Below are 23,855 nucleotides of genomic sequence, written 5' to 3'. Positions count from 1 at the left end.
GGGCCGGTTCCCCGACCCGCGCTTTCATGCTTTCGCTTCGGCCAGCGCTTAGAAGCGCATACCGACCGATGCCACGACCTGGTGACGGTCCGTATCGATGTCGAAACGGTCACTGTCGGGCAGGTCGCCGTTCTCGAACTCGGCCTCGCTGTAGTTCGAATAGCGATATTCGATCTTCGTGAAGGTGTTGTCCGAAAGCGCATACTCAAGGCCTGCACCTGCGCGCCAGCCGTCTGCGTTGATGTCCTGCTTCAGTTCGCTGACACCATCTGCGGCCAGCACGTTGAACTTCGCGTTGGTGTAACCGCCCTTCACGTATGCCAGCAAGTCGGGCGCTACCTTCGCACCGACACGGGCGCCGATGTAAAGATCGCGACCGGTATCGACGCGGCCAAGGCCGAAGCCTTCATAGTCCATGCCATCGCTGTACTCGGTCTTCGCGGTCGAGTCGGTATATTCACCCTCGATGCCGAGCACGACGTTGCCCATGTCGTAGTCGTAGCCGATGCCAACACCATAGAGCAGGCCGTCGATGTCCTGGTCGTCCATGTCATTTAAGTCATTATCGGCGTCCGAACCTGCCTGCGAAACGTCGTAACCGACGATGGCTTCGACGCGCGGACCACTGAAGTCCTCTGCAGCGGCGGGCATGGCAACCGCACCAAACGCGGTGCCTGCGGCGAGAATTGCAACGATCTTTTTCATAGTAACTCCAATCATTTCCCTCATTCGCCCTCTCGTGAGGTGCGATGCCCCGCGGCGGGGCTTGGACCACGGAAATGATCGGCCAGCGACCCTTGTTTCATGAACGCCAGACAACAATGCGGCTGGTCGAAAATCTGTCACATCTGGACGGTTCGTCGTGCGGATTTTGCGATGAACACCAAGGAGATACACTTCGATGCGGAACCGCATCTTGAAAGCGGGGTTCGCGCGCCCTTTGCGTGCGTGCGCTTCGTCTCTATATGGCGCGCCATGCAAATTCCCGGTCACATCGATCCCGTTCCCGTTCCGCGGGAGGTCACCCCGCGCGAAGACGGTCGCATCGACCTCCTCGGCCTGCCGAAAAAGCAGATTGCCGCCCTGTTCGAACAGGCGGGCCTCGACGCGCGCCAGGCGAAGCTGCGCGGCAAGCAGGTGTTCCACTGGATCTACCATCGCGGCGTGTCCGACTTCGAGGCGATGACCGACATCGCCAAGACCATGCGCCCGTGGCTGGCCGAACGTTTCGTCATCGCCCGCCCCGAAGTGGTCGAGGCCCAGCATTCGAGCGACGGCACCCGCAAGTGGCTGCTGCGCACGGCGGACAAGCACGATTTCGAGATGGTCTTCATCCCCGACGCGGACCGTGGCACGCTTTGCGTGTCGAGCCAGGTCGGCTGCACGCTCAACTGCCGGTTCTGCCACACCGGCACGATGCGCCTTGTCCGCAACCTGACGCCGGGCGAGATCGTGGGACAGGTCATGCTGGCCCGCGACGCGCTGGGCGAATGGCCGAAGGGCCGGATGGACGGCCTCGACGATGCGGAAAGCGAAGGCGACTACTCCGCCGACGGACGCCTGCTGACCAATATCGTGATGATGGGCATGGGCGAACCGCTCTACAATTTCGACAACGTGCGCGATGCGCTGAAGATCGTGATGGACGGCGATGGCCTTGCCCTGTCGAAGCGCCGCATCACGCTGTCGACCAGCGGCGTCGTGCCGATGATGGACAAGTGCGGCGAAGAGATCGGCGTGAACCTTGCCGTCTCGCTCCACGCAGTCACCAAGGACATTCGCGACGAAATCGTGCCGATCAACAAGAAGTACGGCATCGAGGAACTGCTGCAGGCCTGCGCCGACTATCCGGGCGCATCGAATGCGCGGCGTATCACATTCGAATACGTGATGCTGAAGGACAAGAACGACAGCGACGAAGATGCGCGCGAGCTTGTTCGCCTGATCAAGAAGTACAAGCTTCCCGCCAAGGTGAACCTCATCCCGTTCAACCCCTGGCCGGGCGCCGCTTACGAATGTTCGACGCCGGACCGTATCCGCGCGTTCTCGAACATCGTCTTCGAGGCCGGCATCAGCGCGCCGGTGCGCACCCCGCGCGGGCGCGACATCGATGCGGCCTGCGGCCAGCTCAAGACAGCTGCGGAAAAGAAGAGCCGGGCCGAACTGGACCGGATCGCCGCCGAAAAGCAGGCGGCGCTGGAGGACTGATCAGTCCTCGTCGTCGCGCGCGTCGTATTCGGCGCGCGCGCTTTCGATCTGGATCCGGTTGTCCATGACCCAGCGGCTGAGCATCGTCACCGGGTCCCACAGCGACTTGCCAAGCGCCGTCAGCGAATAGTCCACCCTTGGCGGGACCGAGGGCGTGACCTTGCGGCTGACCAGCCCGTCGCGTTCAAGATTGCGCAGCGTGCGGGTCAGCATCCGCTGTGAAATGCCGTCGACCGCGCGGCGCAATTCGTTGAAGCGGCGCGGCTCCTCGCCCAGTTTCATAACGACCTGCATCGACCACTTGTCGCCCACGCGCGACATCATGTCGGTTACCGCCGGACATGCGCCGATCGCCTCGATGGCGGCGGTCACACCCATGTGACCAGCAGACGTTTCTGTGCCTTCTTGAAGGTCGGGGTCGATCATTTCCATATGGACCCGGTTATCATTTGATACCGGAGTATAGCAACGTGAATATCCTGCACATCGACAGTTCGACATCGGGTGCCGACTCGGTCAGCCGCGCTGTCACCAAGGCCGTCGTAGACAAGCTGACCGCCGATAATCCGGACGCCAGCGTCAATTATCGCGATCTGGGCACCGAACCGGTCGCCCACCTCAATCCTGTTACGACAGGCGCTATCCGCACCCCGGAAGAGCACCAGACCGACGACATGAAGGCCGCCGCCGCGACCGAACGCGCGATCCTCGACGAATTCCTTGCCGCCGACACCGTCGTCATCGGCGTGCCGATGTACAATTTCGCGATTCCCTCGAACCTCAAGAGCTGGATCGACCGTCTCGGCGTGCCGCGCACCACGTTCCGCTATACCGAAGAGGGCCCCGAAGGCCTTGCCGGCGGTCGCCGCGTGATCTTCGCCATCGCAGCTGGGGGCCCTTACGAACCCGGTACACAGCCGCTGAGCCTGATCGAGGATTTCCTGACGACGATGTTCGGCTTCATCGGCATTACCGACATGACCTTCGTGCGCGCGACTGGTGTCGGCATGACCGGCCCCGAAGGCGCGATCGAGAAGGCCAAAGAGGAAATCGCCAAGCTTTAAGCGCCTTGAATCGAGATCGGCGAAACGTGCCTAATTCCAAGTTAATCGCGTTTCGTCGTTTCTCGGAAACAGTTCGTCCATAAGCTAAAATCTGAAGAGGCGGTTCATCTCCCGTTCCGGGATCGGATTGCACTCACGAGGGTAAGTGCTGAGCGATCTGACCGATTGACCAGTCGGACTGAAGAAAGGACGAACCATGAAAAAGACGCTGATGGGGGCCCTCGTGGCAGCAAGCGTAGCCATTCCCGCCCCGGTTCTCGCCGACCCGCCGCCTTGGGCGCCCGCGCACGGCGCGCGTGCGAAGCACAAGGGTGGCCATCATTACGAACCGCGCGTCATGCGCCGCGGTGACCGTTACTGGCGCGGCGACGATGGCCGCTACTATTGCAAGCGCAATGACGGCACGACGGGCCTTATCATCGGCGCTGCCGGCGGTGCGCTGCTCGGCCGCGAAATCGACGGCGGCCGCGACCGCACGACCGGCACGATCCTCGGCGCAGCAGCCGGTGCGATCATCGGCCGTGCGATCGACAAGGGCGACGCCCGCTGCAATTGATCACTTGATCCGAATGCCAGCCGGGGCCGGGCACCGAATGTGGTGTCCGGCCCTCGTCGTTTTTATCGGCCAACGATTTGCGAGTGCGGGGGATTTGTGGTCCAAGCCCTGCCATGTCCGGAACCGATCGTCCCGCCGTTCTCATAACCGGTGCCGCCCGCCGCCTTGGCGCTGAAATGGCGCGCCGATTTGCCGCCGATGGCTGGCACGTCGTTGTCCACTACCGCAGTTCCGCTGACGAGGCGGAGGCGCTGGCCTCAGGCCTCGAGAGCGCTGAGACGGTGCGGTTCGATCTCGCCTGCAGCAACGAAATCGTCGGGACCGTGCGTGAACTGGGCGCGCGCCTGCTAGACTGGCGCGCACTCGTCAACTGCGCCTCTCTTTTCGAACTCGACACGGCCGAGGCGCTAGACCACGCGACCTTTACCCGTGCACTTCAGGCCAATGCCGAAGGGCCAGCCCTTCTTACGCAGGCCTACCTCGCCCATGCCCGCGCAACTTCGGGTCGCCGCGTCATCAACGTGCTCGACCAGAAGCTGGCGAACATGAACCCGGATTTCTTCAGTTACACCATGTCGAAAGCCGCGCTTGCGTCAGCGACCGAAATGCTCGCGATGGATCGGCAAACGACCGCCGACCGCATCTATGGCCTGTGCCCCGGCGCAATGCTGCCCAGCTTTGACCAAGCTGAAACAGAGCACGAAGCGAGCGGACGCATGAACCTGATGCAGCGTCTGACAGATCCTGCCGAACTGGCCGATGCAGCGCTATTCCTCGCCAGTGGCGCGGCGGCCAACGGACAAGTGCTCTACGTCGATTCGGGCCAGCACCTCATGCAGCAGGATCGCGACGTGCTGTTTCTGGCACGCGAGGAAAGCTGAAATAGACGAAGATTGTAGCTTGCTTCCTGCAACCGATATGCTTCTACATTCAGCCACATGAGCGCTTCCGACCGGATCATCGCCCGCTTCTTCGCAAGCACTGTCAAACATGGAACGCTGAAGGTTCACTTCGAAGGTGGCGGCACTGAGACTTTTGGTACTCCTGCCCCGGGTTTCGAGGATCTTTCCGTAAATCTGCGCGACGGCGCGACCCGCCAAATCCTGACCGACCCGCGTCTGGGGGCGGCAGAGGCTTTCATGGACGGCAAGCTGACCATCGAAGGCGGCGGGATCATGGAACTGATCCACCTGCTGCGCGCCAATCAGCCGTGGGACAAGGGACAGCGCCTGCGCCCGCCCACGTTTCTGCGCCGGCTGAAGGACCGCGTGGCCCACTTGCGCGCCGCAACCAACCGGGCATCGAGTTCCAAGAGCAACGTCGCGCATCACTACGACATCGGCAACGATCTCTACGAACTAATGCTCGATAGCCCGCACATGCAGTATTCGTGCGCCTACTGGCCGCGCGAGGACATGACGCTGGAGGAAGCGCAGCATGAAAAACTGGCCCACATCGCGGCCAAGCTCGCGCTCGAACCGGGGCAGGAAGTGCTCGACATCGGTTGCGGGTGGGGCGGGATGGCGATCTTCCTTGCGCAGAAGGCAGGCGTTCACGTCACCGGCATCACGCTGTCCGAAGAACAGCTGGCCCTCGCCCGCAAACGGGCGGAGGCGGCAGGCGTTGCCGACAAGGTCAGCTTCGAGCTTGTCGACTATCGCGAGCTTGCCTCATCGGGCCGCCAGTTCGACCGGATCGTATCAGTCGGCATGTTCGAACACGTCGGGCAGCCGCAGTTCGAGACCTATTTCCGCTCGGTCGGCAATCTCATGCACCAGGACGGCGTGGCACTGATCCACACGATCGGGCGCATGGGCCAGCCGGGCATGACCGACGCCTTCACGCGCAAGTACATCTTCCCCGGCGGCTATATTCCGGCCCTATCCGAAACGATCGCGGCGAGCGAGAAGGTCCGCCTGATCGCCAGCGACGTCGAGAACCTGCGCATTCACTACGCCAGGACCCTGCGCCGCTGGTACGACCGCTGCATGGCGCACCAGTCCGAGATCGAAGCGATGTACGCCCCCCGCTTCTTCCGGATGTGGACGTTCTACCTCTCCGGTGCGACCGCCGCGTTCGAAAACGGCGGGATGTGCAATTTCCAGATTCAGTACATCCGCGACCGCCGCGCCCTGCCGCTGTCGCGCGACTACATGGGAGAGGCAGAGGCAAAGCTGCTCGCCTGACGCGGCTTGCCCTGCCCACGGCGGCGGGGCATGGGCGCAAGAGTGACTGAAGCCGCCCCACTCACCCGAAAAGCCATCCTTGCGCAGGCATGGCCGATCATGCTGGGTCAGGCCTCTGTGCCGCTGGTCGGCATTGTCGATACTGTCGTCGTTGGCCGCACCGGCGATGCAGGCGCGCTGGCCGGCGTGGCTTTGGGCGCGACGATCATCAATCTTGTCTTCTGGAGCTTCGGCTTCCTGCGTATGGGCCTGACCGGCCTTACGGCACAGGCCCACGGGGCAGAGCGGCGGCGCGAGGTCGAGGCGCTGTTCCTGCGCGGGATCGGCATCGGTGTGGTACTGGGGCTCGTCCTGCTGGCCCTGCAAATCCCGCTCACCGCCCTCGCGCTTGCCGTGATGTCGGGCGGGGAACAGGTCAGCGCCGAAGCCGACGCCTATGTCTCGGCCCGATTCTTCGGCGCGCCTGCCGCATTGGCGGTCTTTGCGATCACCGGCTGGCTGCTGGGCCTTGGCCGCACGCGGGCGGCGCTCGTTTTGCAGATCGTGATGAACGCGTCGAACGCCCTGCTCGATGTCGGGCTAGTTTGGGGCGCGGGAATGGGCGCGGGCGGCATCGGTGCGGGCACGGCGGGGGCGGAATGGATCGCGCTCGTCACCGGCCTCGTCATCTGCGCACGCGTGGCAGGGGCAAGCCCGCTTGCCATGCTGAAGCGCGTTCCGAAGTCGCACCTGCTCGACCGCGAGGAACTGGCCAAACTCTTCGCCGTCAACCGCGACCTGATGATCCGCACCATCGCGCTGCTGCTGGTTTTCACATGGCTGGCAAGTTCCGGCGCAAGGCTCGGCGCGACGACGCTGGCGGCGAATCACGTGCTCTTGCAGTTCATTTCGGTCGCCGCCTTCGTGCTCGACGCCTTCGCTTTTACCGCCGAAGCCCGCGTCGGGCAGGCTTTGGGTGCGGGATCGCGCCCGAGGTTCCTGCGCGCGATCCGCCTCACCAGCGAATTCGCGCTTCTGGGCGGTGCGTTGATCTCGCTGGCTTACTGGCTGGTCGGGCCGGGCATCATCGACGCGATGATCACCGACGATGCGACCTACAAGACGGCAGTGATCTTCCTGCCCTTTGCCGCCCTTGTCCCTCTGCTGGGCGCCCCTTCGTGGATGCTCGACGGGGTTTTCATCGGCGCAACGCGCGGCAAGGCCCTGCGCAATGCCGCCGTGGCTACCACAGCGCTCTATATCGCGCTCGACCTTCTGCTGCGGCCTTACGGCAACTTGGGCGTCTGGATCGCCTTTACGGCCACCTATATCCTGCGCGCAGTGACCCTTGGCGCGTACCTTCCGGGTCTCCTCAGATCGATCAAACCCGCAGAGACACTTGCAGGCGGCGCAAGTCCCGCCTAACCGGCGCGCATGAGCGATTCCATCAAGAAAGTTGTGCTGGCCTATTCGGGCGGCCTCGACACCTCGGTCATCCTGAAGTGGCTGCAGGTCACCTACAACTGCGAAGTCGTGACTTTCACGGCTGACCTCGGCCAAGGCGAGGAACTCGAACCCGCGCGCGCCAAGGCGAAGCTGATGGGTATTCCGGACGAGCACATCTACATCGACGACCTGCGCGAGGAATTCGTGCGCGACTTCGTCTTCCCGATGATGCGCGCCAATGCGAAGTACGAAGGCGATTACTTGCTCGGCACGTCGATCGCCCGCCCGCTCATCTCCAAGCGCCTGATCGAGATCGCGCACGAAACCGGCGCCGACGCCGTCGCCCACGGCGCGACCGGCAAAGGCAACGACCAGGTCCGCTTCGAACTGTCGGCCTATGCGCTCGACCCCGACATCAAGGTTATCGCTCCGTGGCGTGAGTGGGACCTCAATTCCCGCACCGCGCTGATCGCATGGGCTGAACAGCACCAGATCCCGGTTCCCAAGGACAAGCGTGGCGAAAGCCCGTTCTCGACCGACGCGAACCTCCTGCACACCTCATCCGAGGGCAAGGTGCTGGAAGATCCTTGGGAAGAGACCCCCGACTACGTCTATTCGCGCACGGTGAACCCCGAGGACGCGCCCGACACGCCCGAATATATCGAAATTGGGTTCGAAAAGGGTGATGGCGTTTCGCTGAACGGCAAGGCAACTTCGCCCGCCACGCTGCTGACCGAGCTCAACGAGCTGGGCCGCAAGCACGGCATCGGCCGCCTCGATCTCGTCGAGAACCGCTTTGTCGGCATGAAGTCGCGCGGCATGTACGAAACCCCGGGCGGCACGATCTATGCGGCGGCACATCGCGGGATCGAACAGATCACGCTCGACCGCGGCGCAGCGCACCTCAAGGACGAGCTGATGCCCAAGTACGCAGAGCTCATCTACAACGGCTTCTGGTTCGCGCCCGAGCGCGAGATGCTTCAGGCCGCGATCGACCACTCGCAGGTTAGCGTGAACGGCACCGTTCGCCTGAAACTCTACAAAGGCTCGGTCTCGGTCGTCGGGCGCAAGTCGCCGAACTCGCTCTATTCCGAACGCCACGTGACGTTCGAGGACGATGCCGGTGCCTATGACCAGAAGGACGCGGAAGGCTTCATCAAGCTGAATGCGCTTCGTCTGAAGCTGCTGGCCAAGCAGGGCCGCTAAACGCCTTCGCGGGCGTGCCGCAGTCGCGAGATTCGCTCGCGATCGCGGCGAACCGCGCCAAATGACGGGTTTATCCACTCTTGTCCACCACGAAGATCGCGTTCTGTGGATAAATCGCCGCTTGCCTGCTTGAACGACTCGGTCATCAGAGTCACCTTGAACTTGTCGAACGGGGATGAAGCCCTCTCGGATCGGGCCGCAAGGCTCTGAAACGTAAAGGAAATCGAACCGATCGATATGCTGGCGAAAGCCGCGCGACAGATGGACGGACCAGCGTCCGGCAGGCCTCTCGAAGGCCGCGGATGAGGAAAGACCGGATAGACGCGAAAGGCGCATCAGCATGGCCGGAATTCCGGACCGGCGTGGACGAAATGGCAAATCCCTTGCGGAAATGCTGGATCGGTTGAAGCGACGGACCATCATGGAAGGAAGGCTTCGGATCCGGGTGAGAACGGAACGGGAGAAGAGAACGCTCTTCTGAACCGAACCGAACCCCCGCCAGGAACCGGATGCCGGCGCGAGCGCCGGGCGACATAGGCCTCCCGACCTTCGGGAAAGGAAGCCGAAACGCCAGGCGCCAAGTTCCCCAGTGGACCACGCGTCGGTGAGAGTGGGGCCAGCAGCGATGCTGGCCCCATTTGCGTTCGGGCCCGGCAAAATTGCTTCAAGCGTCGAGTCGCACCCTCCCCTGAATCGTTTCAGCGTTCCCCGATCCCGGCCCGATTGTGGCCGAATTGAGACGGGTCGAAACCTTTGGGCTACTTTTCCATGGTATAAGCCACGCCATGGACGGGACTACTTTGCACCGCTTCATCCGCCGCCATCGTGTGACGGATCGCCGCCGCCGCGTATCGCGCCTGGCCGTGGGCTTCGCCCTCGCCTCGCTCGTTCCCGGAGCTGCGCTCGCCGTGTCGGAAGACATCCAGGTGACCGCACCGGGCTTCGAAATCGATACGGCCACGCCCGACGATGCCCTGCCCGAACTGCCCGGCATGGGGACTGACGATCCCGGTTTTGCGGAGCCGGAACCCGTCATTTCCGAACTGTCCGATGTAGCCGAAGAACTCGGTATCGGTCTTGCCAGCTGGTACGGTCCGCGCTTTGCCGGGCGCCCGACGGCCAATGGCGAACGGTTCGACCCCACCGAATATACCGCCGCGCATCGCACTCTACCGTTCGGCAGCAAGGTCCGCGTGACCTCGCAGCGCACTGGCAAGTCGATCATCGTACGCATCAACGATCGCGGCCCGTTCCACGGCAAACGCGTGATCGACCTTTCCGAAGCCGCCGCCGACGCGATCGGCATGAAGGCTCGCGGCCAGGACCGCGTCGCCCTCAGCCTGCTTCAGGACTGATTTTTTAGAATTTGATTATTCGGCAGCCGGAGCTTCCGCTGCCGGTTCATCCATGATCGGCTCGGCATCGCCGGGACCTTCGACTTCGGGCTCGCTCGCCGAAGGCCTGGGCGCGGGCGCCGTGCTCTTGCTGAAAATACCGACCTGCTGACCGCACCAGCGCAGTTGCTCCATCGCGCGGTCGCGCTTGGCACCGCGCAGGTCGTCAACGGTCAATTGCTGCTGCGCCAGCCTGCCGGTCAGACATTCGCAAAGCTGGTCCTTCTTGCGTTCAGTCGGCGCGAAGTGACCGACGACCGCCTTGCAGTCGCTCACCTTCTCGACACGCTGTTCGTCCTGCAGACCCGGCTTGGGATCCTCGCACCCCGCAAGTGCCAATGTCGCCAGCGCCATCGCGCCTGCAAGCCTGACCGCCGTCATCAACCGCCTCCGTATTCTGTCCGTCCGGCCCGATCCCTAAACCCTGATGGTGAAGAGCAGGTTACCTCTTCATCGGCCACAGGGTCGGCCAAGGGCATAGTCACCCGATTGCCCCCCACCCGCAAGAGGCGGCTTGTCGCCGTCCACGGGCGCCGAGCGATGAAGACACGCGATGAAGCGTCGCCCTGTGATCGAGCAGCCTTGGCACCTGCGTTGTTAATCTTACCGACCAAATAACTGCACGTGGACGATCATGATCGATCCGAGCACGCGCTTTCCGCGGCTGAGCAGACGATCCTGCGACTGCGAAACGCTCGTTAGCGGGCTGGCGCCTCAGCCGGCATGCATCTGCATGCATGCGCTCGAGATCGACTGCATCTCGGGCGCGTCCGTGCCGAGCAGGTCCTCGAGTTGCAGCTTTTGCCGCTTCGTCTCGACGATCAGGCAGTCGCAAACCAGTCCTGCGCGCCGTTCGGTCAGTGGCACCTGCGTGTATTCGGCGATGCACTGGGTGCGCACTTCATCGTTCTGCCCCCCGCCCCGCTGGTTGAGCCAGGTGCGGATATCCTCGGCGAAGAAGAACGAGACGACCGTCGCGATCACAGCGAGGACGAGGAAGATAATCAGCTTCTTGGCACCGTTGCTCATGCAGACCCCCTGGATTCAGGGGGTTGCATGGCACGCCATTGGTTAATTGGTCGCTAAGGCTGTTCGGGCAGCCGCAAGCCGGGTCAGTGGCTCATCAACTGGCCGCGCACGGCGCCGGCGGGATGTTCGCCATTGTGCACGTTGACATAGTATGCGCCCGGTTCTGCCCAGAGCGCCGCCATCGTTTCGGCATCGACCGTGGCGCAGCCTTCGACCTTGCCGTCGGTGGGAGCCGACAGGCCAACCACGACGCCGCCGTTCACGCCCGCAGCACCGCTGTGGATGTGCGCAGCGGTCGGAGCCGCGATGTTCGAAACCATGAGACGATAGCAAAGCTGCCCTTCGGCATCGGGCCAGGCCATGAACTGACCGCGGCCATCCTCGTCTCCGCCGTTGACCTGGTTTGTGCCAAGCAGGCCCGCCATCAGCATCTTGGAATGGCCGTTGGCCTTCTCTTCATGGTGTCCGGCAATGGCCGGGGTGGCTGCAGCGATGGCAGCAAGGGCGATGAGCTTTTTCATGACTTCGCGACTCCTTCTCCTGCCGACAGGCTTAGCACGACGGGCAGCGTACCTCTACTCCGCCGCCTCGCGCCCAAGGACAGGCTTGCCAAGCATCGGGGCGAGGTATTGGCCCGTAAAGCTGCGCGGGTTCTCCGCCACCTTTTCGGGCGTGCCTTCGGCAACGATCTCGCCACCGCGCACGCCGCCTTCGGGACCGAGGTCGACGATCCAGTCGGCCGTCTTGATGACGTCGAGATTGTGTTCGATCACGACGACGCTGTTGCCTTGTTCGACCAGCCTGTGCAGCACTTCGAGCAACTTGCGCACGTCTTCGAAGTGCAGGCCGGTCGTCGGCTCGTCGAGAATGTACAGCGTCTGTCCGGTCGACCGACGCGACAGCTCCTTGGCGAGCTTCACACGCTGCGCCTCGCCGCCAGAGAGCGTCGTCGCCTGCTGGCCAACCTTTACGTAGCCGAGGCCGACCTCGTTCAGCATGTGCATCTTGTCGCGGATCGGCGGGACAGCCTTGAAGAACTCTTCCGCGTCCTCGATCGTCATGTCGAGCACGTCAGCGATCGAGTGCCCCTTGAACTTCACCTCCAGAGTTTCGCGGTTGTATCGCTTGCCGTGGCATTCCTCGCACGTGACATAAACGTCGGGCAGGAAGTGCATTTCGATCTTGATAAGACCGTCACCTTGGCACGCCTCACAGCGGCCGCCCTTAACGTTGAAGCTGAAGCGCCCCGGCTTATAGCCGCGCGCCTGAGCCTCGGGCAGGCCCGCGAACCAGTCACGGATATTGGTGAAGGCGCCCGTATAAGTCGCCGGGTTCGAACGCGGCGTGCGACCGATCGGGGACTGGTCGATCTCGATCACCTTGTCGCAGTGTTCGAGGCCGGTGATCTTGTCATGTGCGCCCGCCACAATGCGTGCGCCATTGAGCGTACGCGCGGCTCCCGCATGAAGTGTGTCGATGGTAAAGCTCGACTTGCCCGAACCCGACACGCCCGTGATGCAGGTAAACGTGCCGAGCGGGATCGCGGCTGTAACGTTACGCAGGTTGTTTGCCCGCGCGCCGTGGACCGTGATCTTCTTGCCGTTACCCTTGCGACGCTTGTCCGGCACCGCGATTTCGCGCGTTCCGTTGAGATAGGCCGCGGTCAGCGATGTCTTCGACTTCAGGACCTGCTTCAGCGTGCCCTGCGCCACGACTTCGCCGCCATGGACGCCCGCGCCGGGGCCCAGGTCTACGACGTGGTCGGCGGTACGGATCGCATCCTCGTCATGCTCGACCACGATGACCGTGTTACCGAGATCGCGCAGCCGCTTCAGCGTTTCCAGCAGGCGGTCGTTGTCGCGCTGATGCAGTCCGATCGACGGTTCGTCCAAAACGTAGAGCACGCCCGAAAGGCCCGACCCAATCTGGCTGGCAAGGCGGATACGCTGGCTCTCACCACCAGACAGCGTGCCGCTGGTACGGTCGAGGTTGAGGTAGTCGAGCCCGACATTGTCGAGGAAACCCAGCCGCTCGTTGATTTCCTTCAGGATCGCCTTGGCAATCTGGTTCTGCGTTTCGTTGAGCTTTTCCGGCAATGCTAGGAACCAGTCCTTTGCATCCGAGACGCTCATCTTGGTCGGTTCGGCAATGTCGGTTGCCGCGATCTTCACCGCCAGCGCCTTCTCGTTCAACCTCTTGCCGTCACAAACCTCGCACGGCTGCGCGGTCTGGTACTTGCCCAGTTCCTCGCGCATCCACGCGCTTTCGGTCTGGAGCATGCGGCGATTGAGGTTGCCGATCACGCCTTCGAACGGTTTCTTTACCGTATATTCCTTGCGCCCGTCCTTGAACGTCAGCGGGATCGCGCGCCCCCTGGTGCCGTAAAGAATGATGCCGCGAATTTCCTTGTCGAACTCCTCCCAAGGGGTCGTCAGGTCGAATTCGTATTCCCGCGCAAGGCTGGCCAGCACTTGCATGTAATAGGGCGACGGAGGGTTGGACTTGGCCCAGGGCACGATGGCGCCCTTCTTGAGGCTGAGCCCCTCGTTCGGGACGACGAGTTGCGGATCGAACAGCAGCTTCTCGCCCAGCCCGTCACAGGCCGCGCAGGCACCCTGCGGCGCGTTGAACGAGAACAGGCGCGGCTCGACTTCCTCGATCGTGAAGCCAGAAACCGGGCAGGCGAACTTCTCGGAAAAGACGATCCGGTTGGCGGGAAGACCCGCGCCTTTCATCTGCCCGCCAGTGACGTTGGCCGACTTTTCCTCGTCTTCGCGCCCCGGCACCACGCCGTCGGCAAGGTCGATGTAAGCCAGCCCCTCGGCCAGCTTCAGCGCGGTCTCAAAACTGTCGGCCAGCCGCGTCTCGATCCCTTCGCGCACAGCGATACGGTCGACCACGACTTCGATGTCGTGCTTGTACTTCTTGTCGAGCGCGGGCGCTTCCTCGATCGCGTACATCTCGCCATCGATGCGCACGCGTGTGAAGCCCGCCTTCTGCCACTCTGCCAGTTCCTTGCGGTACTCACCCTTGCGGCCGCGCACGACCGGCGCGAGCAGGTAGGCGCGTGTGCCTTCGGGCAGGGTCATCACCCGGTCGACCATATTCGACACGGTCTGCGCCTCGATCGGCAAGCCAGTTGCGGGGCTGTAGGGAACGCCGACACGCGCCCAGAGCAGGCGCATATAGTCGTAAATCTCGGTCACGGTCGCCACGGTCGAGCGCGGGTTGCGGCTCGTCGTCTTCTGCTCGATCGAGATCGCGGGCGAGAGTCCGTCGATATGTTCGACGTCCGGCTTCTGCATCATCTCGAGGAACTGGCGCGCATAGGCTGACAGGCTCTCGACATAGCGGCGCTGCCCTTCGGCATAGATCGTGTCGAAGGCGAGGCTCGACTTGCCCGAACCTGACAGGCCCGTGATCACGATCAGCGCGTCACGCGGCAGATCGATGTCGATACCCTTCAGGTTGTGCTCGCGCGCGCCGCGCACGGAAATCTTGGTAAGACTCATGGGAGAATGATGTTCCGCAAATGTTCCGCGCCGTCAAGACCTCTGGGCCCATGGCGCGTGGCCAGTTACGGTCGATGTGGTAACGCCCCGCCCGATTGCAACGCCGGTCAGACCAGAGGGGCTGGCTGAATTAGCGAGAATGCGGCCTCTTGGTGCTCCGCGCCCCGGTAGTTTCGTCCGGCAAGAGCGCCTGCTAACACGACCACATGAACCTTCCCTTTGAATGTTTAGAGTGGATCGCGAAAACCAATGCGCCACAGCCTTTGTTTTCAATCGCAAGCTGGCTGCTCGTGGAGGGAACTCCTTTCCGCGCTATCGAACAAAGCTCATGAGCCACCGCCTATTCGTCGCCATCCGTCCCAGTGAGGACGCAATGGACGCCATGTTCGATGTGATGGACGATATCGAGGACGCGCGCTGGCAGGACGAGACGCAGCTTCACCTGACCCTACGCTATATCGGCGAGGTCGACACGCCACTGGCCAACGACATTGCCGATGCCCTGTCGCGCATCGAAGCGCCGGCCTTCAATCTGGAACTGCGCGGGCTCGGGCATTTCTCGAAGTCGCACTGGCCCCACGCGGTCTGGACGGGCGTGGCACATTCGCCGGAACTGCTGGTCTTGCAGAAAAAGGTTGAGCGTGCGGTCGTCACTGCGGGTTGCGAGGCGGAGACGCGTCGTTTCCTGCCGCATGTGACCCTCGCTAGGCTCAACCGGTCAAGCGGTCCGATCGGCGACTGGATGGCGCGTTTCGGAGATTTTCACGCAGGGCCGATGCGCGTCGACAACTTCCTGCTCTATGAAAGCACGCTGACGCCGAACGGGTCGCATTACGACCCCGTCGTCAGGTTTCCGCTGGGCAAAAAAGAAAACCTCAAGTGACCTTAAGGTTGACGTCCGCGACCCGTTTTCCTCGGTATTCGCAGGTGTAGCGAAGAATAGTGACCGCATCGCGCATCGACACGACGGACTCTTCGGCAAACTTTGCGCAAGCTGCGACGCAGGCATCGGGCGAGAGCGTCGCATCCTGCATCATGATGACGTCTTTCACGTGATCGTTGGTCAGCCGGAAGGTACAGTCTAGCGTCTGAAGCTGACGGATTGCACGCGGATCGCGCAACTCTTCGGCCGCAGCGGGCACGACCGGCATGGTAACGAGGCCGAGGACAAGGACGGCAATATAGGGTGCTGCGCGCTTCATGACTCAATTCATGCCGTAACAAGGGTAGCAGTCAAGTTTCTGCGTCCGCCGGTCCCATAGCGAGCGCGCGCGCTCCCGCTTTGCCCAGCCATCGGCAAGGCACTTGCCACACCGCTTCGATAACTTCGCGCGACAGCGCCTGCTCCGGCGCTCCGTCCGCAACGATATGCCCGTTTTCGATCACGATCACGCGTTCGGCATGGTTCATCGCCGCGGCCAAGTCGTGCATGACGACGACGACCCCGCGCCCCTTGCCGGCCTCTCGCTTGAGCGATGCTGACAGCGCCTGCTGGTGCGAGAGGTCCAGATTGGCGAGCGGTTCGTCGGCGAGAATCCAGTCCGGCTCTCCGGCCAGAACGCGCCCCATGGCTGCCCGAGCCTTTTCACCGCCAGACAACTGCGAGACGGGACGATGGGCAAGCGCCTCCAGTTCCATCGCGGCCATGGCAGACGCTACGGCCTTACTATCTGCTTCCCGGCTCGCCCGTGCAGGCCGCCCAGGTACAGAGCGCCATGGGAGCCTGCCCAGCGCCACGAGCGTCTCGACAGAGATGTCCCATGCGACATCGGCCTGTTGCGGCAGGAAACCGATCATTCGAGCCTTTTCCCGCGCCGGAATTGCAGCGACCTGCCGATCGCCGAGCGCCACCTCGCCGGACGCAATCGGCAAAAGCCCGGCGAGCGCCGCCAAAAGGCTCGACTTTCCGGCACCGTTCGGACCGCAAATCGCGGTCAGCACACCGGGCTCGAGCACAAGCGAAGCGCTCTCCACCACTGTGCGGCCTGACCGTTTCACCACCAGATCCCGTGCGGAGAGCATCAGGCCAGTTCCCTGCGAAGTCGCAATAGCAGCGCGAGGAAGAACGGTGCGCCCAGCAGCGAGAGTGCAATGCCCAGCCGCAGTTCGCTCGCCATCGGCAGCACGCGGCAGACCGTGTCGGCGACCAGCACCAGAAGCCCGCCCGCAAGCGCGCTCGGCACGATGAGGCTGGACGGGCGGCGATCGGTGAACGGCCGAACGAGGTGCGGCACCATCAGGCCCACGAAGCCGATAATGCCCGCCGCCGCGACACCTGCCCCGATGACAAGGCCGATGCCCAGCACGATCCACCATTGCAGCCGTTTTGCCTCGACCCCCAGCGAAACCGCAGCCTGCTCGCCCAGCGTCAGCGCGTCGAGTGAGGGGCCAGTGAACCAGAGAACGACGAGGCCCGCCAGCGTCAGCGGTGCTGCGATCCAGAGGTCTGTCCAGCTGCGATCGGTCAGCGCGCCCATCAGCCAGGTGACGATCTCGCTGGTGGCGAAGGGATTTGGCGAAAGCGAAATGGCTAGGCTGGTGAGGGTGCCGGCAAGGCTGGCGATCATCAGGCCCGCCAGCGTGAACAGTGCGATTCCTCCGGTGCGCCCCGCGATCAGGGCAAGCAGTGCCATCGCGCCGCCAGCGCCGATCAGGGCGAAGGCCGGAAGGACGAACGGGATCGCGGCCAGCCCTAGGAAAAGCGCCATGACCGCCCCCAGCGCAGCGCCGGGAGCGATGCCGAACAGTCCCGGATCGGCCAGAGGATTACGCAAGTAACCCTGCATCGCCGCACCCGCCCCGCCAAGGCCCGCACCGATCACCACGGCCAAAAACCCGCGCGGCAGGCGAAGCTCCATGAGGATTGTCGTCGCGTGGGGTACTGGCTCTGCCCAAGGCGCGATCCAGACGCGGCCCGCCAGAAGTGAGAGCGGCAGCGCAATCGCCAGCGCGACCAGAAGTAGGAGCGAGAGCCGCTTCACCGCACGGCGCCTTCGCGAATTTCGGCAAGCCTTGCGGCAGCGGCGATGATCGTCGGTCCGCCGCACCACGTCAGCTTCGTGTCGAATTGAGCAGTCCGATCGGCGAGCGCGCCCAGCGCAGGATGGTTCTGCATCCGCCCGCTTCCTGCATTGAGAATGACTTGCGGCGGATCGGCAAGCACGTCTTCCAGCGGGACGACCGCCCCCTGCCCCAGCCCGCGACCTGCCGAGAAATTGGTGAATCCGGCGTGGTGGAGGAGATCGGAAACCAGCGTCTGTTCACCCGGCACCAGACCGCCAGACTGCCAGACGAGCGCCGAAACCGGCTCCTGCTCCAGCGGCATGGCGGCCAGTACGCTCACCTCGATTTCCGTCACCAGCCGCTCTCCCGCCTTCTGCTCGCCGGCAAGGGCAGCAAGGTCGCGCACTTGTTGCCGCGCATCGTCGAGAGAGGCAATCGATCCGGTCTTCACGACGCGGTAGCCCATCGCGGAGAGTGCCCGTTCGGTAGCGGGCGGCAGGAAAGTGCCCGCAACGACGATGTCGGGGTCGAGCTTTGCGATTTCCTCGGCGCTGCCCGCTGTCGCGGCAAAACGCCCGGCTTGTGCCACGCCCATCGAACTCGACGCCGGATCGTGGCTGTAATGCGAAACCGCGACCAAGTGATCGGGCGCGACTTCGGCAAGGATAGCATCGGCGCAGGGGTTCAGCGAGACGATGCGCGGAGCCTTGGCGGCAGTGCTGTCCGGCGCGGGTGCACACGCGGCGGCGAGCAGACTCGCCAGCACCGCGATATGCGCGCCGCGCCGCACGGATCAGATGCTCAGCCGCGCGCCGACATAGGCGCTGCGTCCGGCAGTGTTGTAACCGGCCACGGTCTCGTAACCATCGTCGAAGACATTCTCGACACGCCCGAACACCTCGACCTCGCCAAGCGGCACCGAGGCGCGCAGATCGACGGTCTGATACCCATCGAGCCGCGTCCATTCGCCGCGATCGTCGAAGCTGTCGCCGACCATGCGAATGTCTCCGCCAAGCGCAATGCCCGCCACCGGAGCGGTCCAGTCGAGGCTGGCCGTGATCGTGTTGCGCGGACGGCGGTTGAGGTCGTTACCTTCGTATATGCCGCCCGCCGTACGGTCGGTCGACTTGACGTATGTATAGACCAACCCTGCCCGCAGGTTGTCCGCCGGTCGTGCGCCGAGTTCCAGTTCAACGCCTTCCGAACGCGCCTTGCCGATGTTGTAGTAGGCGTAAGACACCAGATCGAAGTCGATCAGGTTGCGGCTGTCGCGGCGGAACAGCGAAACACCCGCAAAGAACGCGCCGTCGCGGCGACCTTTCTCCAACCCGATGTCATAGCCCTTGCTGGTTTCCGGCTGCAGCGAGGTATCGCCGTAGAAGGAATAGAGCTGATAGAGCGAGGGAACCTTGAAACCCTCGCCATAGCTAGCCCGAACGCGCAGGTCCGACGCGATAGAGACGGCTGCGTTTGCACCGAACGTCCATTCGTCCCCGAAAGTCGAGTGATCGTCATAGCGCGCGCCAGCCGCGACCGATGCGAATGGCAGATAGATGCCCAGCATAGCGTGGCCGCTGTTGATCGAGGCATCCTCGGTCGTGCCACTGTCCTCGAACTCGGACCATTCGCGGTCCGCACCGAAGTCGAGACGCACCGGGCCTGCAAGCGCGTACTGCCCGAAGATCTCGGCGCGTTCCGCGCGCCCCTTCGTGGCATAGGGATATTCCCCGTAGCTTTCGCCCGTGTAAGTCCGTTCGGTATCCGAAAGTGCATAGCCTGCGCGCAGCGAGAGACGGTCGCCGAGATATTCAGCCCCGACCCGGCCCGACCATTCGCTGGTGTCCTGAAGGTCGGCGGTATCGCCGAACATGAAAGTCGGTGCCGGATAGCCGTCCTGTTCCAGCTTCGAGTCCGCATAGCGCCCATTGGCAACGATGCTGAACAGGTCAGTGACGCGATAGCGCGCACGGCCCGTGACCTGGTACTGGCGATAGCCATCGTCCTCGGCACCATCCGCCGCCGCGCTGAACCCGTCGGTGTCGTAATAACTGCCGGTAAGACCCAGTTCGAAAGCGTCCGTACGGACACCACCGCCGAGCGTCGTGTACACGGTCTCGCGCGCGCCATATTCGGCGCTCGCGGTCACGCCATCGGGTGCACGAGTGGTGAGGTTCATGACCCCGCCCATCGCGTCCGCACCCCATGCGACCGAGTTCGGTCCGCGCAGCAGCTCGATCCGCTCGATTTCGCCGGCAAGCAGGTTGCCAAAATCGAAGCCGCCGCCTGGAGAGGCAACGTCGTTGACCTTCACGCCGTCGATCAGGACGAGCAGCTGTTCCGAGGCCGCGCCGCGCACACGAACGCCGGTAAAACCGCCAGCGCCGCCATTACGCGTCGTCGAAACGCCGGGCATGCGCTGAAGCACGCGGGTGATATCCGCCCCCTGGATAGCTTCGATCTCGTCGCGCGAGATGATCGAGACCGGCTGACCGGTCTGAGACACGTCGAGCGGCAGGCCCGTCGCGGTAACGGTGATGGTCGGAACTTCTTCAATCATCGGCGGCGGTGCGGCGGTTGCATATTCGACCGCGTCGTTACCATCCACGTCCTGCGCAAGCGCAGGAGCGGCAAAAACGGAGCTCAAAAGAAACAGGTACTTGTACATCAAACCTCCCGTATGGAACGAAACGTCGTCCAGACGGGAAGCCGGTCGGACCAAAACCGACAGACCGCTCGCTGCTCCAGGTACACCCCGCCCCGAAACGTGAACGACAGCTACGGGCAGGTCTCCTGGCTCCCGGGTCATCGCACGTCCCTTCGCCTTCCCGGTTCCGCGATGAAGCGGCAGCCAGTGGCGCGTGAAGGGCGCGCTGTCCGGTTACAGTTGCGGGGGCAGCGCCGGAGTGGCAGGCTTCACATGAAGCACAATGCGCACCGGACTTCCCTCTTAGCGCTTCACCCGGATGGGATCGGCGAACCCGTAACGTCGCCGCGCCCCTAGAACGGCAGTGCAGCATTGGCAACAGTTACTGCTGAAACCGCCCTTTTGATATTGCGAACCAATTGCAAAGATAGTTCGATTCCTCGACTTTTTGCTGGTTGCAATCCCCACATCAGAGGCCTAGGTCGCCTTTCGAACCCGCGATGAGCGACGAAATGCGGGCCGTCGCCGTGCGCTTAATCGGTTTTCGACTGCCGCCCGCAGCGCGATACGAGGAGCCTAGTCAATGGCACGCAAGAAGATTGCCCTTATCGGCGCCGGCATGATCGGCGGAACGCTCGCCCATCTCGCCGCCAAAAAGGAATTGGGCGACGTCGTCCTGTTCGACATCGCCGAGGGCATGCCGCAGGGCAAAGCTCTGGACCTTTCGCAGTGCGGCCCGGTCGAAGGCTTTGACGCCAAGATCACCGGCACCAACGACTATGCCGACATCGCAGGCGCCGACGTCGTGATCGTCACCGCCGGCGTTCCGCGCAAGCCGGGCATGAGCCGCGACGACCTTCTGGGCATCAACCTCAAGGTCATGAAGTCGGTTGGCGAAGGCATCAAGAACAACTGTCCCGACGCGTTCGTGATCTGCATCACCAACCCGCTCGACGCGATGGTCTGGGCGCTGCGCGAATTCTCGGGCCTGCCGCACAACAAGGTCGTCGGCATGGCCGGCGTGCTCGACTCGGCCCGTTTCGCCACGTTCCTCGCATGGGAATTCGGCGTTTCGGTGAAGGACGTGAATGCGTTCGTCCTTGGCGGCCACGGCGACACGATGGTTCCCGTCACCAGCTACACCACGATCTCGGGCATCCCGGTCGACGACCTCGTCAAGATGGGCAAGTCGAGCAAGGAAGCCATGGACGCCATCGTTCAGCGCACCCGTTCAGGCGGCGGCGAAATCGTCGGCCTGCTCAAGACCGGTTCGGCCTACTACGCGCCCGCCACGTCGGCGATCGCGATGGCCGAAGCCTACCTCGGCGACCAGAAGCGCATCCTGCCCTGCGCAGCGCACCTGTCGGGCCAGTACGGCGTTGACGGTCTCTATGTCGGCGTTCCCGCGATGATCGGTGCCGACGGCATCGAGGAAGTCATCGAGATCGAACTGAACGACGAAGAGAAGGGCAACCTTCAGGTGTCGATCGACGCGGTCAAGGAACTGCTGGAAGCCTGCAAGGGCATCGACGGTGACCTGGCTTAAGACCACCACCCTTTGTGCAAGCCTGTCGGCCCTCGCCTTCGCGGGGCCGGCAGCGGCACAGTCCAAGCCTGCTTCACCCGATCAGGTGGCCGAGGCTATCGACGTTTGCGCGGCAATCACGTCGCCGACGTGGATCGAGCTCGACGACCTCAAGTCTCATGGCTGGAAGAACGTGCGCAAGTCAGGCGGCAATCGCCAGATGGTCGTGCGCGGCGCTTACGAGAAGTCGGGCAACGAGGCTTACATCGTCATCACGAAGGAAAACCTTCGCGACAAGACCTGCATGGTCATGACGAAGCTGGATACGACGGCGGATTACAACCCGCTTGCCCGTGATGTCAGCGCGGTGTTCGGCATGCCGGTCTCGCAAGACGGCTTCGTCTACACGTGGCTGCGTTCGGAAAAGACGGTCGAGATGAACCCCAGCGGTGACCGTTCGTCGCCCAAGGCGCTGTTCGTCGTGTCCGCTGCGCAAGAGACTGCCGAATGAGGCTGGCCGCCGCCCTTGGCGCCGGTGCGATCGTCGCACCGATGTTGCTGGCGGCACCTGCCATGGCGGCTGACGGCGCATATCCGATCGACGCGATGTTTGCCGAATTCGCCAAGGCCTGCGGCCCGATGCCCGATTACGACGGCACCGTTGCCAGCGTCGTCGAAGCCGGTTGGGAGCCGACCGACCGCGCAGGCGTGCCCGCCCTCACCTCGTTCATGGAATTTGCCGAAGACGCCGGCCAAAAGGCCGTTGCCGAGATGGGCGGCACGATGTCGCCCGCGGCGATCTTCCGGAACACCGTGGGCGGCGAAGATGTCGCCATCGTCGTGACCGAAGTGACCGTCCACGGCGGCCGTGTCACCGGCTGCCGCTTGTTCGACCCTGCCGAAACGCGCGATGCAGGGGTCGCCAAGGTCAAGGAACTAGCCGGAAGCGAGCCCGTTCAGACTATCGAGCGGGAAGGCAACACGATCGTGAAGTTCGAAGGGCTCAGCCCCACGACCGACAGCTTCGACTACTATTTCGTCCCGGCGGGTAGCCCGCTGGAATCCCATGTCCATTTCAACGGCCTGGCCATGAAGATCGATTCGATCGGCCCTGTCGCCAACGACTGACCCAGCAAGAGGGGAAAATCGAATGTCCATCCTCGTCGACAAGAATACCAAGGTCATTACCCAGGGTATGACCGGTGCCACCGGCACCTTCCATACCGAACAGGCGCTGGCCTACGGCACGCAGATGGTCGCGGGCGTTACCCCGGGCAAGGGCGGCACGACCCACATCGGCCTGCCGAACTTCAACACCGTTCACGAAGCGAAGGCCGCCACCGGCGCGACCGCATCGTGCATCTACGTTCCGCCGCCGTTCGCTGCCGACTCGATCCTTGAAGCGATCGACGCCGAGATGGAACTGATCGTCGCCATCACCGAGGGCATTCCGGTGCTCGACATGGTCAAGGTGAAGCGCGCCCTGCAGGGTTCGAAGTCGCGCCTGATCGGCCCGAACTGCCCCGGCGTCCTGACGCCCGGCGAATGCAAGATCGGCATCATGCCCGGTTCGATCTTCTCCAAGGGTTCGGTTGGTGTCGTCAGCCGCTCGGGCACGCTCACCTACGAAGCCGTGTTCCAGACCACCAACGCCGGCCTCGGCCAGACGACGGCTGTCGGCATCGGCGGTGACCCGGTCAACGGCACGAACTTCATCGACGTGCTCGAACTCTTCCTTGCCGACGACGAGACCAAGTCGATCATCATGATCGGCGAAATCGGCGGCTCGGCCGAAGAAGAAGCGGCCCAGTTCCTCAAGGACGAAGCCAAGCGCGGTCGCAAGAAGCCGATGGTGGGCTTCATCGCGGGCCGTACGGCGCCTCCGGGCCGCCGCATGGGCCACGCCGGTGCCATTGTTTCGGGCGGCCAGGGCGGCGCCGAAGACAAGATCGCGGCGATGGAAGAAGCGGGTATCCGCGTCTCGCCCTCGCCTTCGCTGCTCGGCGAAACGCTGAACGGCCTGCTCAAGGAAACGGCCTAAGGCTTTCGGCGGTGGGGCGGCCGAGGAGGGATGGCCGTCCCACCGCCTTTGGCTCTACCGCC

General features: G+C 63.3%; 25 protein-coding genes and 1 riboswitch. Of the genes, 13 read left to right on the top strand and 12 right to left on the bottom strand.

Annotated elements, in window-relative coordinates; translation table 11 throughout:
* Window positions 1-48: 48 nt before the first annotated feature.
* Window positions 49-705, bottom strand: a complete 657-nt coding sequence (locus KIH45_RS01365; protein WP_144095537.1) for an outer membrane protein — start codon at window positions 703-705, stop codon at window positions 49-51.
* A 270-nt stretch (window positions 706-975) separates the two neighbouring features.
* Here KIH45_RS01365 and rlmN point away from each other — a divergent pair, with 270 nt between their 5' ends.
* Window positions 976-2,208 (top strand): dual-specificity RNA methyltransferase RlmN, encoded by a 1,233-nt coding sequence (rlmN, locus tag KIH45_RS01360; RefSeq protein WP_213174207.1) that lies wholly within the window; start codon window positions 976-978, stop codon window positions 2,206-2,208.
* Here the strand turns inward: rlmN and KIH45_RS01355 are convergent, their stop codons facing one another.
* Window positions 2,209-2,640, bottom strand: a complete 432-nt coding sequence (locus KIH45_RS01355; RefSeq protein ID WP_225899574.1) for a winged helix-turn-helix transcriptional regulator — start codon at window positions 2,638-2,640, stop codon at window positions 2,209-2,211.
* A 38-nt stretch (window positions 2,641-2,678) separates the two neighbouring features.
* Here KIH45_RS01355 and KIH45_RS01350 point away from each other — a divergent pair, with 38 nt between their 5' ends.
* The 6 genes from KIH45_RS01350 to KIH45_RS01325 all read left to right on the top strand — a co-directional run bounded on the left by KIH45_RS01350 (window position 2,679) and on the right by KIH45_RS01325 (window position 8,645).
* Complete coding sequence (locus KIH45_RS01350) at window positions 2,679-3,272, top strand: FMN-dependent NADH-azoreductase (RefSeq protein WP_213174206.1); 594 nt, start codon at window positions 2,679-2,681, stop codon at window positions 3,270-3,272.
* Window positions 3,273-3,468: 196 nt separating this feature from the next.
* Window positions 3,469-3,828 (top strand): glycine zipper 2TM domain-containing protein, encoded by a 360-nt coding sequence (locus KIH45_RS01345; protein WP_213174205.1) that lies wholly within the window; start codon window positions 3,469-3,471, stop codon window positions 3,826-3,828.
* A gap of 113 nt (window positions 3,829-3,941) precedes the next feature.
* Window positions 3,942-4,709 (top strand): SDR family oxidoreductase, encoded by a 768-nt coding sequence (locus KIH45_RS01340; protein ID WP_213174204.1) that lies wholly within the window; start codon window positions 3,942-3,944, stop codon window positions 4,707-4,709.
* Between the two features lie 57 nt (window positions 4,710-4,766).
* Complete coding sequence (locus KIH45_RS01335) at window positions 4,767-6,014, top strand: SAM-dependent methyltransferase (RefSeq protein ID WP_213174203.1); 1,248 nt, start codon at window positions 4,767-4,769, stop codon at window positions 6,012-6,014.
* Between the two features lie 42 nt (window positions 6,015-6,056).
* Entirely contained in the window at window positions 6,057-7,418 is a 1,362-nt protein-coding gene (locus KIH45_RS01330) for an MATE family efflux transporter (RefSeq protein WP_337925376.1), read from the top strand.
* Window positions 7,419-7,427: 9 nt separating this feature from the next.
* Window positions 7,428-8,645 carry an argininosuccinate synthase gene (locus KIH45_RS01325; protein WP_213174202.1) on the top strand — a complete coding sequence of 406 codons (1,218 nt, stop codon included), beginning with the start codon at window positions 7,428-7,430 and terminating at the stop codon, window positions 8,643-8,645.
* On the opposite strand, the gene KIH45_RS01320 is transcribed toward KIH45_RS01325, so the two are convergent.
* Window positions 8,642-8,791, bottom strand: coding sequence for a hypothetical protein (locus KIH45_RS01320; protein ID WP_213174201.1), 150 nt, complete (start codon window positions 8,789-8,791; stop codon window positions 8,642-8,644). The two genes, KIH45_RS01325 and KIH45_RS01320, sit on opposite strands and share 4 nt — an antisense overlap.
* Before the next feature lie 639 nt (window positions 8,792-9,430).
* Here KIH45_RS01320 and KIH45_RS01315 point away from each other — a divergent pair.
* Window positions 9,431-10,000 carry a septal ring lytic transglycosylase RlpA family protein gene (locus KIH45_RS01315; RefSeq protein WP_213174200.1) on the top strand — a complete coding sequence of 190 codons (570 nt, stop codon included), beginning with the start codon at window positions 9,431-9,433 and terminating at the stop codon, window positions 9,998-10,000.
* A 15-nt stretch (window positions 10,001-10,015) separates the two neighbouring features.
* Here KIH45_RS01315 and KIH45_RS01310 read toward each other — a convergent pair whose 3' ends face one another.
* The 4 genes from KIH45_RS01310 to uvrA form a co-directional block, all read right to left on the bottom strand.
* Window positions 10,016-10,420: a hypothetical protein gene (locus KIH45_RS01310; protein ID WP_213174199.1), complete on the bottom strand. Its 405-nt coding sequence runs from the start codon at window positions 10,418-10,420 to the stop codon at window positions 10,016-10,018.
* A gap of 333 nt (window positions 10,421-10,753) precedes the next feature.
* Window positions 10,754-11,068, bottom strand: a complete 315-nt coding sequence (locus KIH45_RS01305; RefSeq protein WP_213174198.1) for a hypothetical protein — start codon at window positions 11,066-11,068, stop codon at window positions 10,754-10,756.
* A gap of 83 nt (window positions 11,069-11,151) precedes the next feature.
* Complete coding sequence (locus KIH45_RS01300; protein WP_213174197.1) at window positions 11,152-11,589, bottom strand: CHRD domain-containing protein; 438 nt, start codon at window positions 11,587-11,589, stop codon at window positions 11,152-11,154.
* A gap of 54 nt (window positions 11,590-11,643) precedes the next feature.
* On the bottom strand, window positions 11,644-14,580 hold the full coding sequence (gene uvrA / locus KIH45_RS01295; protein WP_213174196.1) for an excinuclease ABC subunit UvrA: 2,937 nt from the start codon (window positions 14,578-14,580) through the stop codon (window positions 11,644-11,646).
* A gap of 328 nt (window positions 14,581-14,908) precedes the next feature.
* On the opposite strand from uvrA, the gene thpR reads away from it, so the two are divergent.
* On the top strand, window positions 14,909-15,463 hold the full coding sequence (thpR, locus tag KIH45_RS01290; RefSeq protein WP_213174195.1) for an RNA 2',3'-cyclic phosphodiesterase: 555 nt from the start codon (window positions 14,909-14,911) through the stop codon (window positions 15,461-15,463).
* Here thpR and KIH45_RS01285 read toward each other — a convergent pair.
* Genes KIH45_RS01285 through KIH45_RS01265 form a run of 5 tightly spaced genes read right to left on the bottom strand, consistent with a single transcriptional unit; the run spans window position 15,456 to window position 20,248 of the window.
* On the bottom strand, window positions 15,456-15,782 hold the full coding sequence (locus tag KIH45_RS01285) for a hypothetical protein (RefSeq protein WP_213174194.1): 327 nt from the start codon (window positions 15,780-15,782) through the stop codon (window positions 15,456-15,458). The two genes, thpR and KIH45_RS01285, sit on opposite strands and share 8 nt — an antisense overlap.
* 31 nt (window positions 15,783-15,813) lie before the next feature.
* Complete coding sequence (locus KIH45_RS01280) at window positions 15,814-16,602, bottom strand: ABC transporter ATP-binding protein (RefSeq protein ID WP_213174193.1); 789 nt, start codon at window positions 16,600-16,602, stop codon at window positions 15,814-15,816.
* Window positions 16,602-17,561: a FecCD family ABC transporter permease gene (locus KIH45_RS01275; RefSeq protein ID WP_213174192.1), complete on the bottom strand. Its 960-nt coding sequence runs from the start codon at window positions 17,559-17,561 to the stop codon at window positions 16,602-16,604. The genes KIH45_RS01280 and KIH45_RS01275 overlap by 1 nt, the downstream gene beginning before the upstream one ends.
* Window positions 17,558-18,373, bottom strand: a complete 816-nt coding sequence (locus KIH45_RS01270; RefSeq protein ID WP_337925375.1) for an ABC transporter substrate-binding protein — start codon at window positions 18,371-18,373, stop codon at window positions 17,558-17,560. Before KIH45_RS01270 ends, KIH45_RS01275 begins: the two co-directional genes overlap by 4 nt.
* A 3-nt stretch (window positions 18,374-18,376) precedes the next feature.
* Window positions 18,377-20,248 (bottom strand): TonB-dependent receptor plug domain-containing protein, encoded by a 1,872-nt coding sequence (locus KIH45_RS01265; RefSeq protein ID WP_213174191.1) that lies wholly within the window; start codon window positions 20,246-20,248, stop codon window positions 18,377-18,379.
* 97 nt (window positions 20,249-20,345) lie between these two features.
* Window positions 20,346-20,580: riboswitch (cobalamin riboswitch) on the bottom strand.
* Window positions 20,581-20,810: 230 nt separating this feature from the next.
* Here KIH45_RS01265 and mdh point away from each other — a divergent pair.
* Genes mdh through sucD form a run of 4 tightly spaced genes read left to right on the top strand, consistent with a single transcriptional unit; the run spans window position 20,811 to window position 23,793 of the window.
* On the top strand, window positions 20,811-21,773 hold the full coding sequence (gene mdh / locus KIH45_RS01260; protein WP_213174190.1) for a malate dehydrogenase: 963 nt from the start codon (window positions 20,811-20,813) through the stop codon (window positions 21,771-21,773).
* Window positions 21,760-22,263 (top strand): hypothetical protein, encoded by a 504-nt coding sequence (locus KIH45_RS01255; RefSeq protein WP_213174189.1) that lies wholly within the window; start codon window positions 21,760-21,762, stop codon window positions 22,261-22,263. The genes mdh and KIH45_RS01255 overlap by 14 nt, the downstream gene beginning before the upstream one ends.
* Window positions 22,260-22,880, top strand: coding sequence for a hypothetical protein (locus KIH45_RS01250; protein ID WP_213174188.1), 621 nt, complete (start codon window positions 22,260-22,262; stop codon window positions 22,878-22,880). Before KIH45_RS01255 ends, KIH45_RS01250 begins: the two co-directional genes overlap by 4 nt.
* Before the next feature lie 22 nt (window positions 22,881-22,902).
* Window positions 22,903-23,793, top strand: coding sequence for a succinate--CoA ligase subunit alpha (sucD, locus tag KIH45_RS01245; RefSeq protein ID WP_213174187.1), 891 nt, complete (start codon window positions 22,903-22,905; stop codon window positions 23,791-23,793).
* The last annotated feature ends 62 nt before the right edge of the window (window positions 23,794-23,855 follow it).

This window comes from Croceicoccus gelatinilyticus, from assembly GCF_018398395.1.
GTDB lineage: Bacteria > Pseudomonadota > Alphaproteobacteria > Sphingomonadales > Sphingomonadaceae > Croceicoccus > Croceicoccus gelatinilyticus.
The sequence above is the reverse complement of the archived record's forward strand: the minus strand, read 5'-3'. Positions and strand labels throughout refer to the sequence as shown.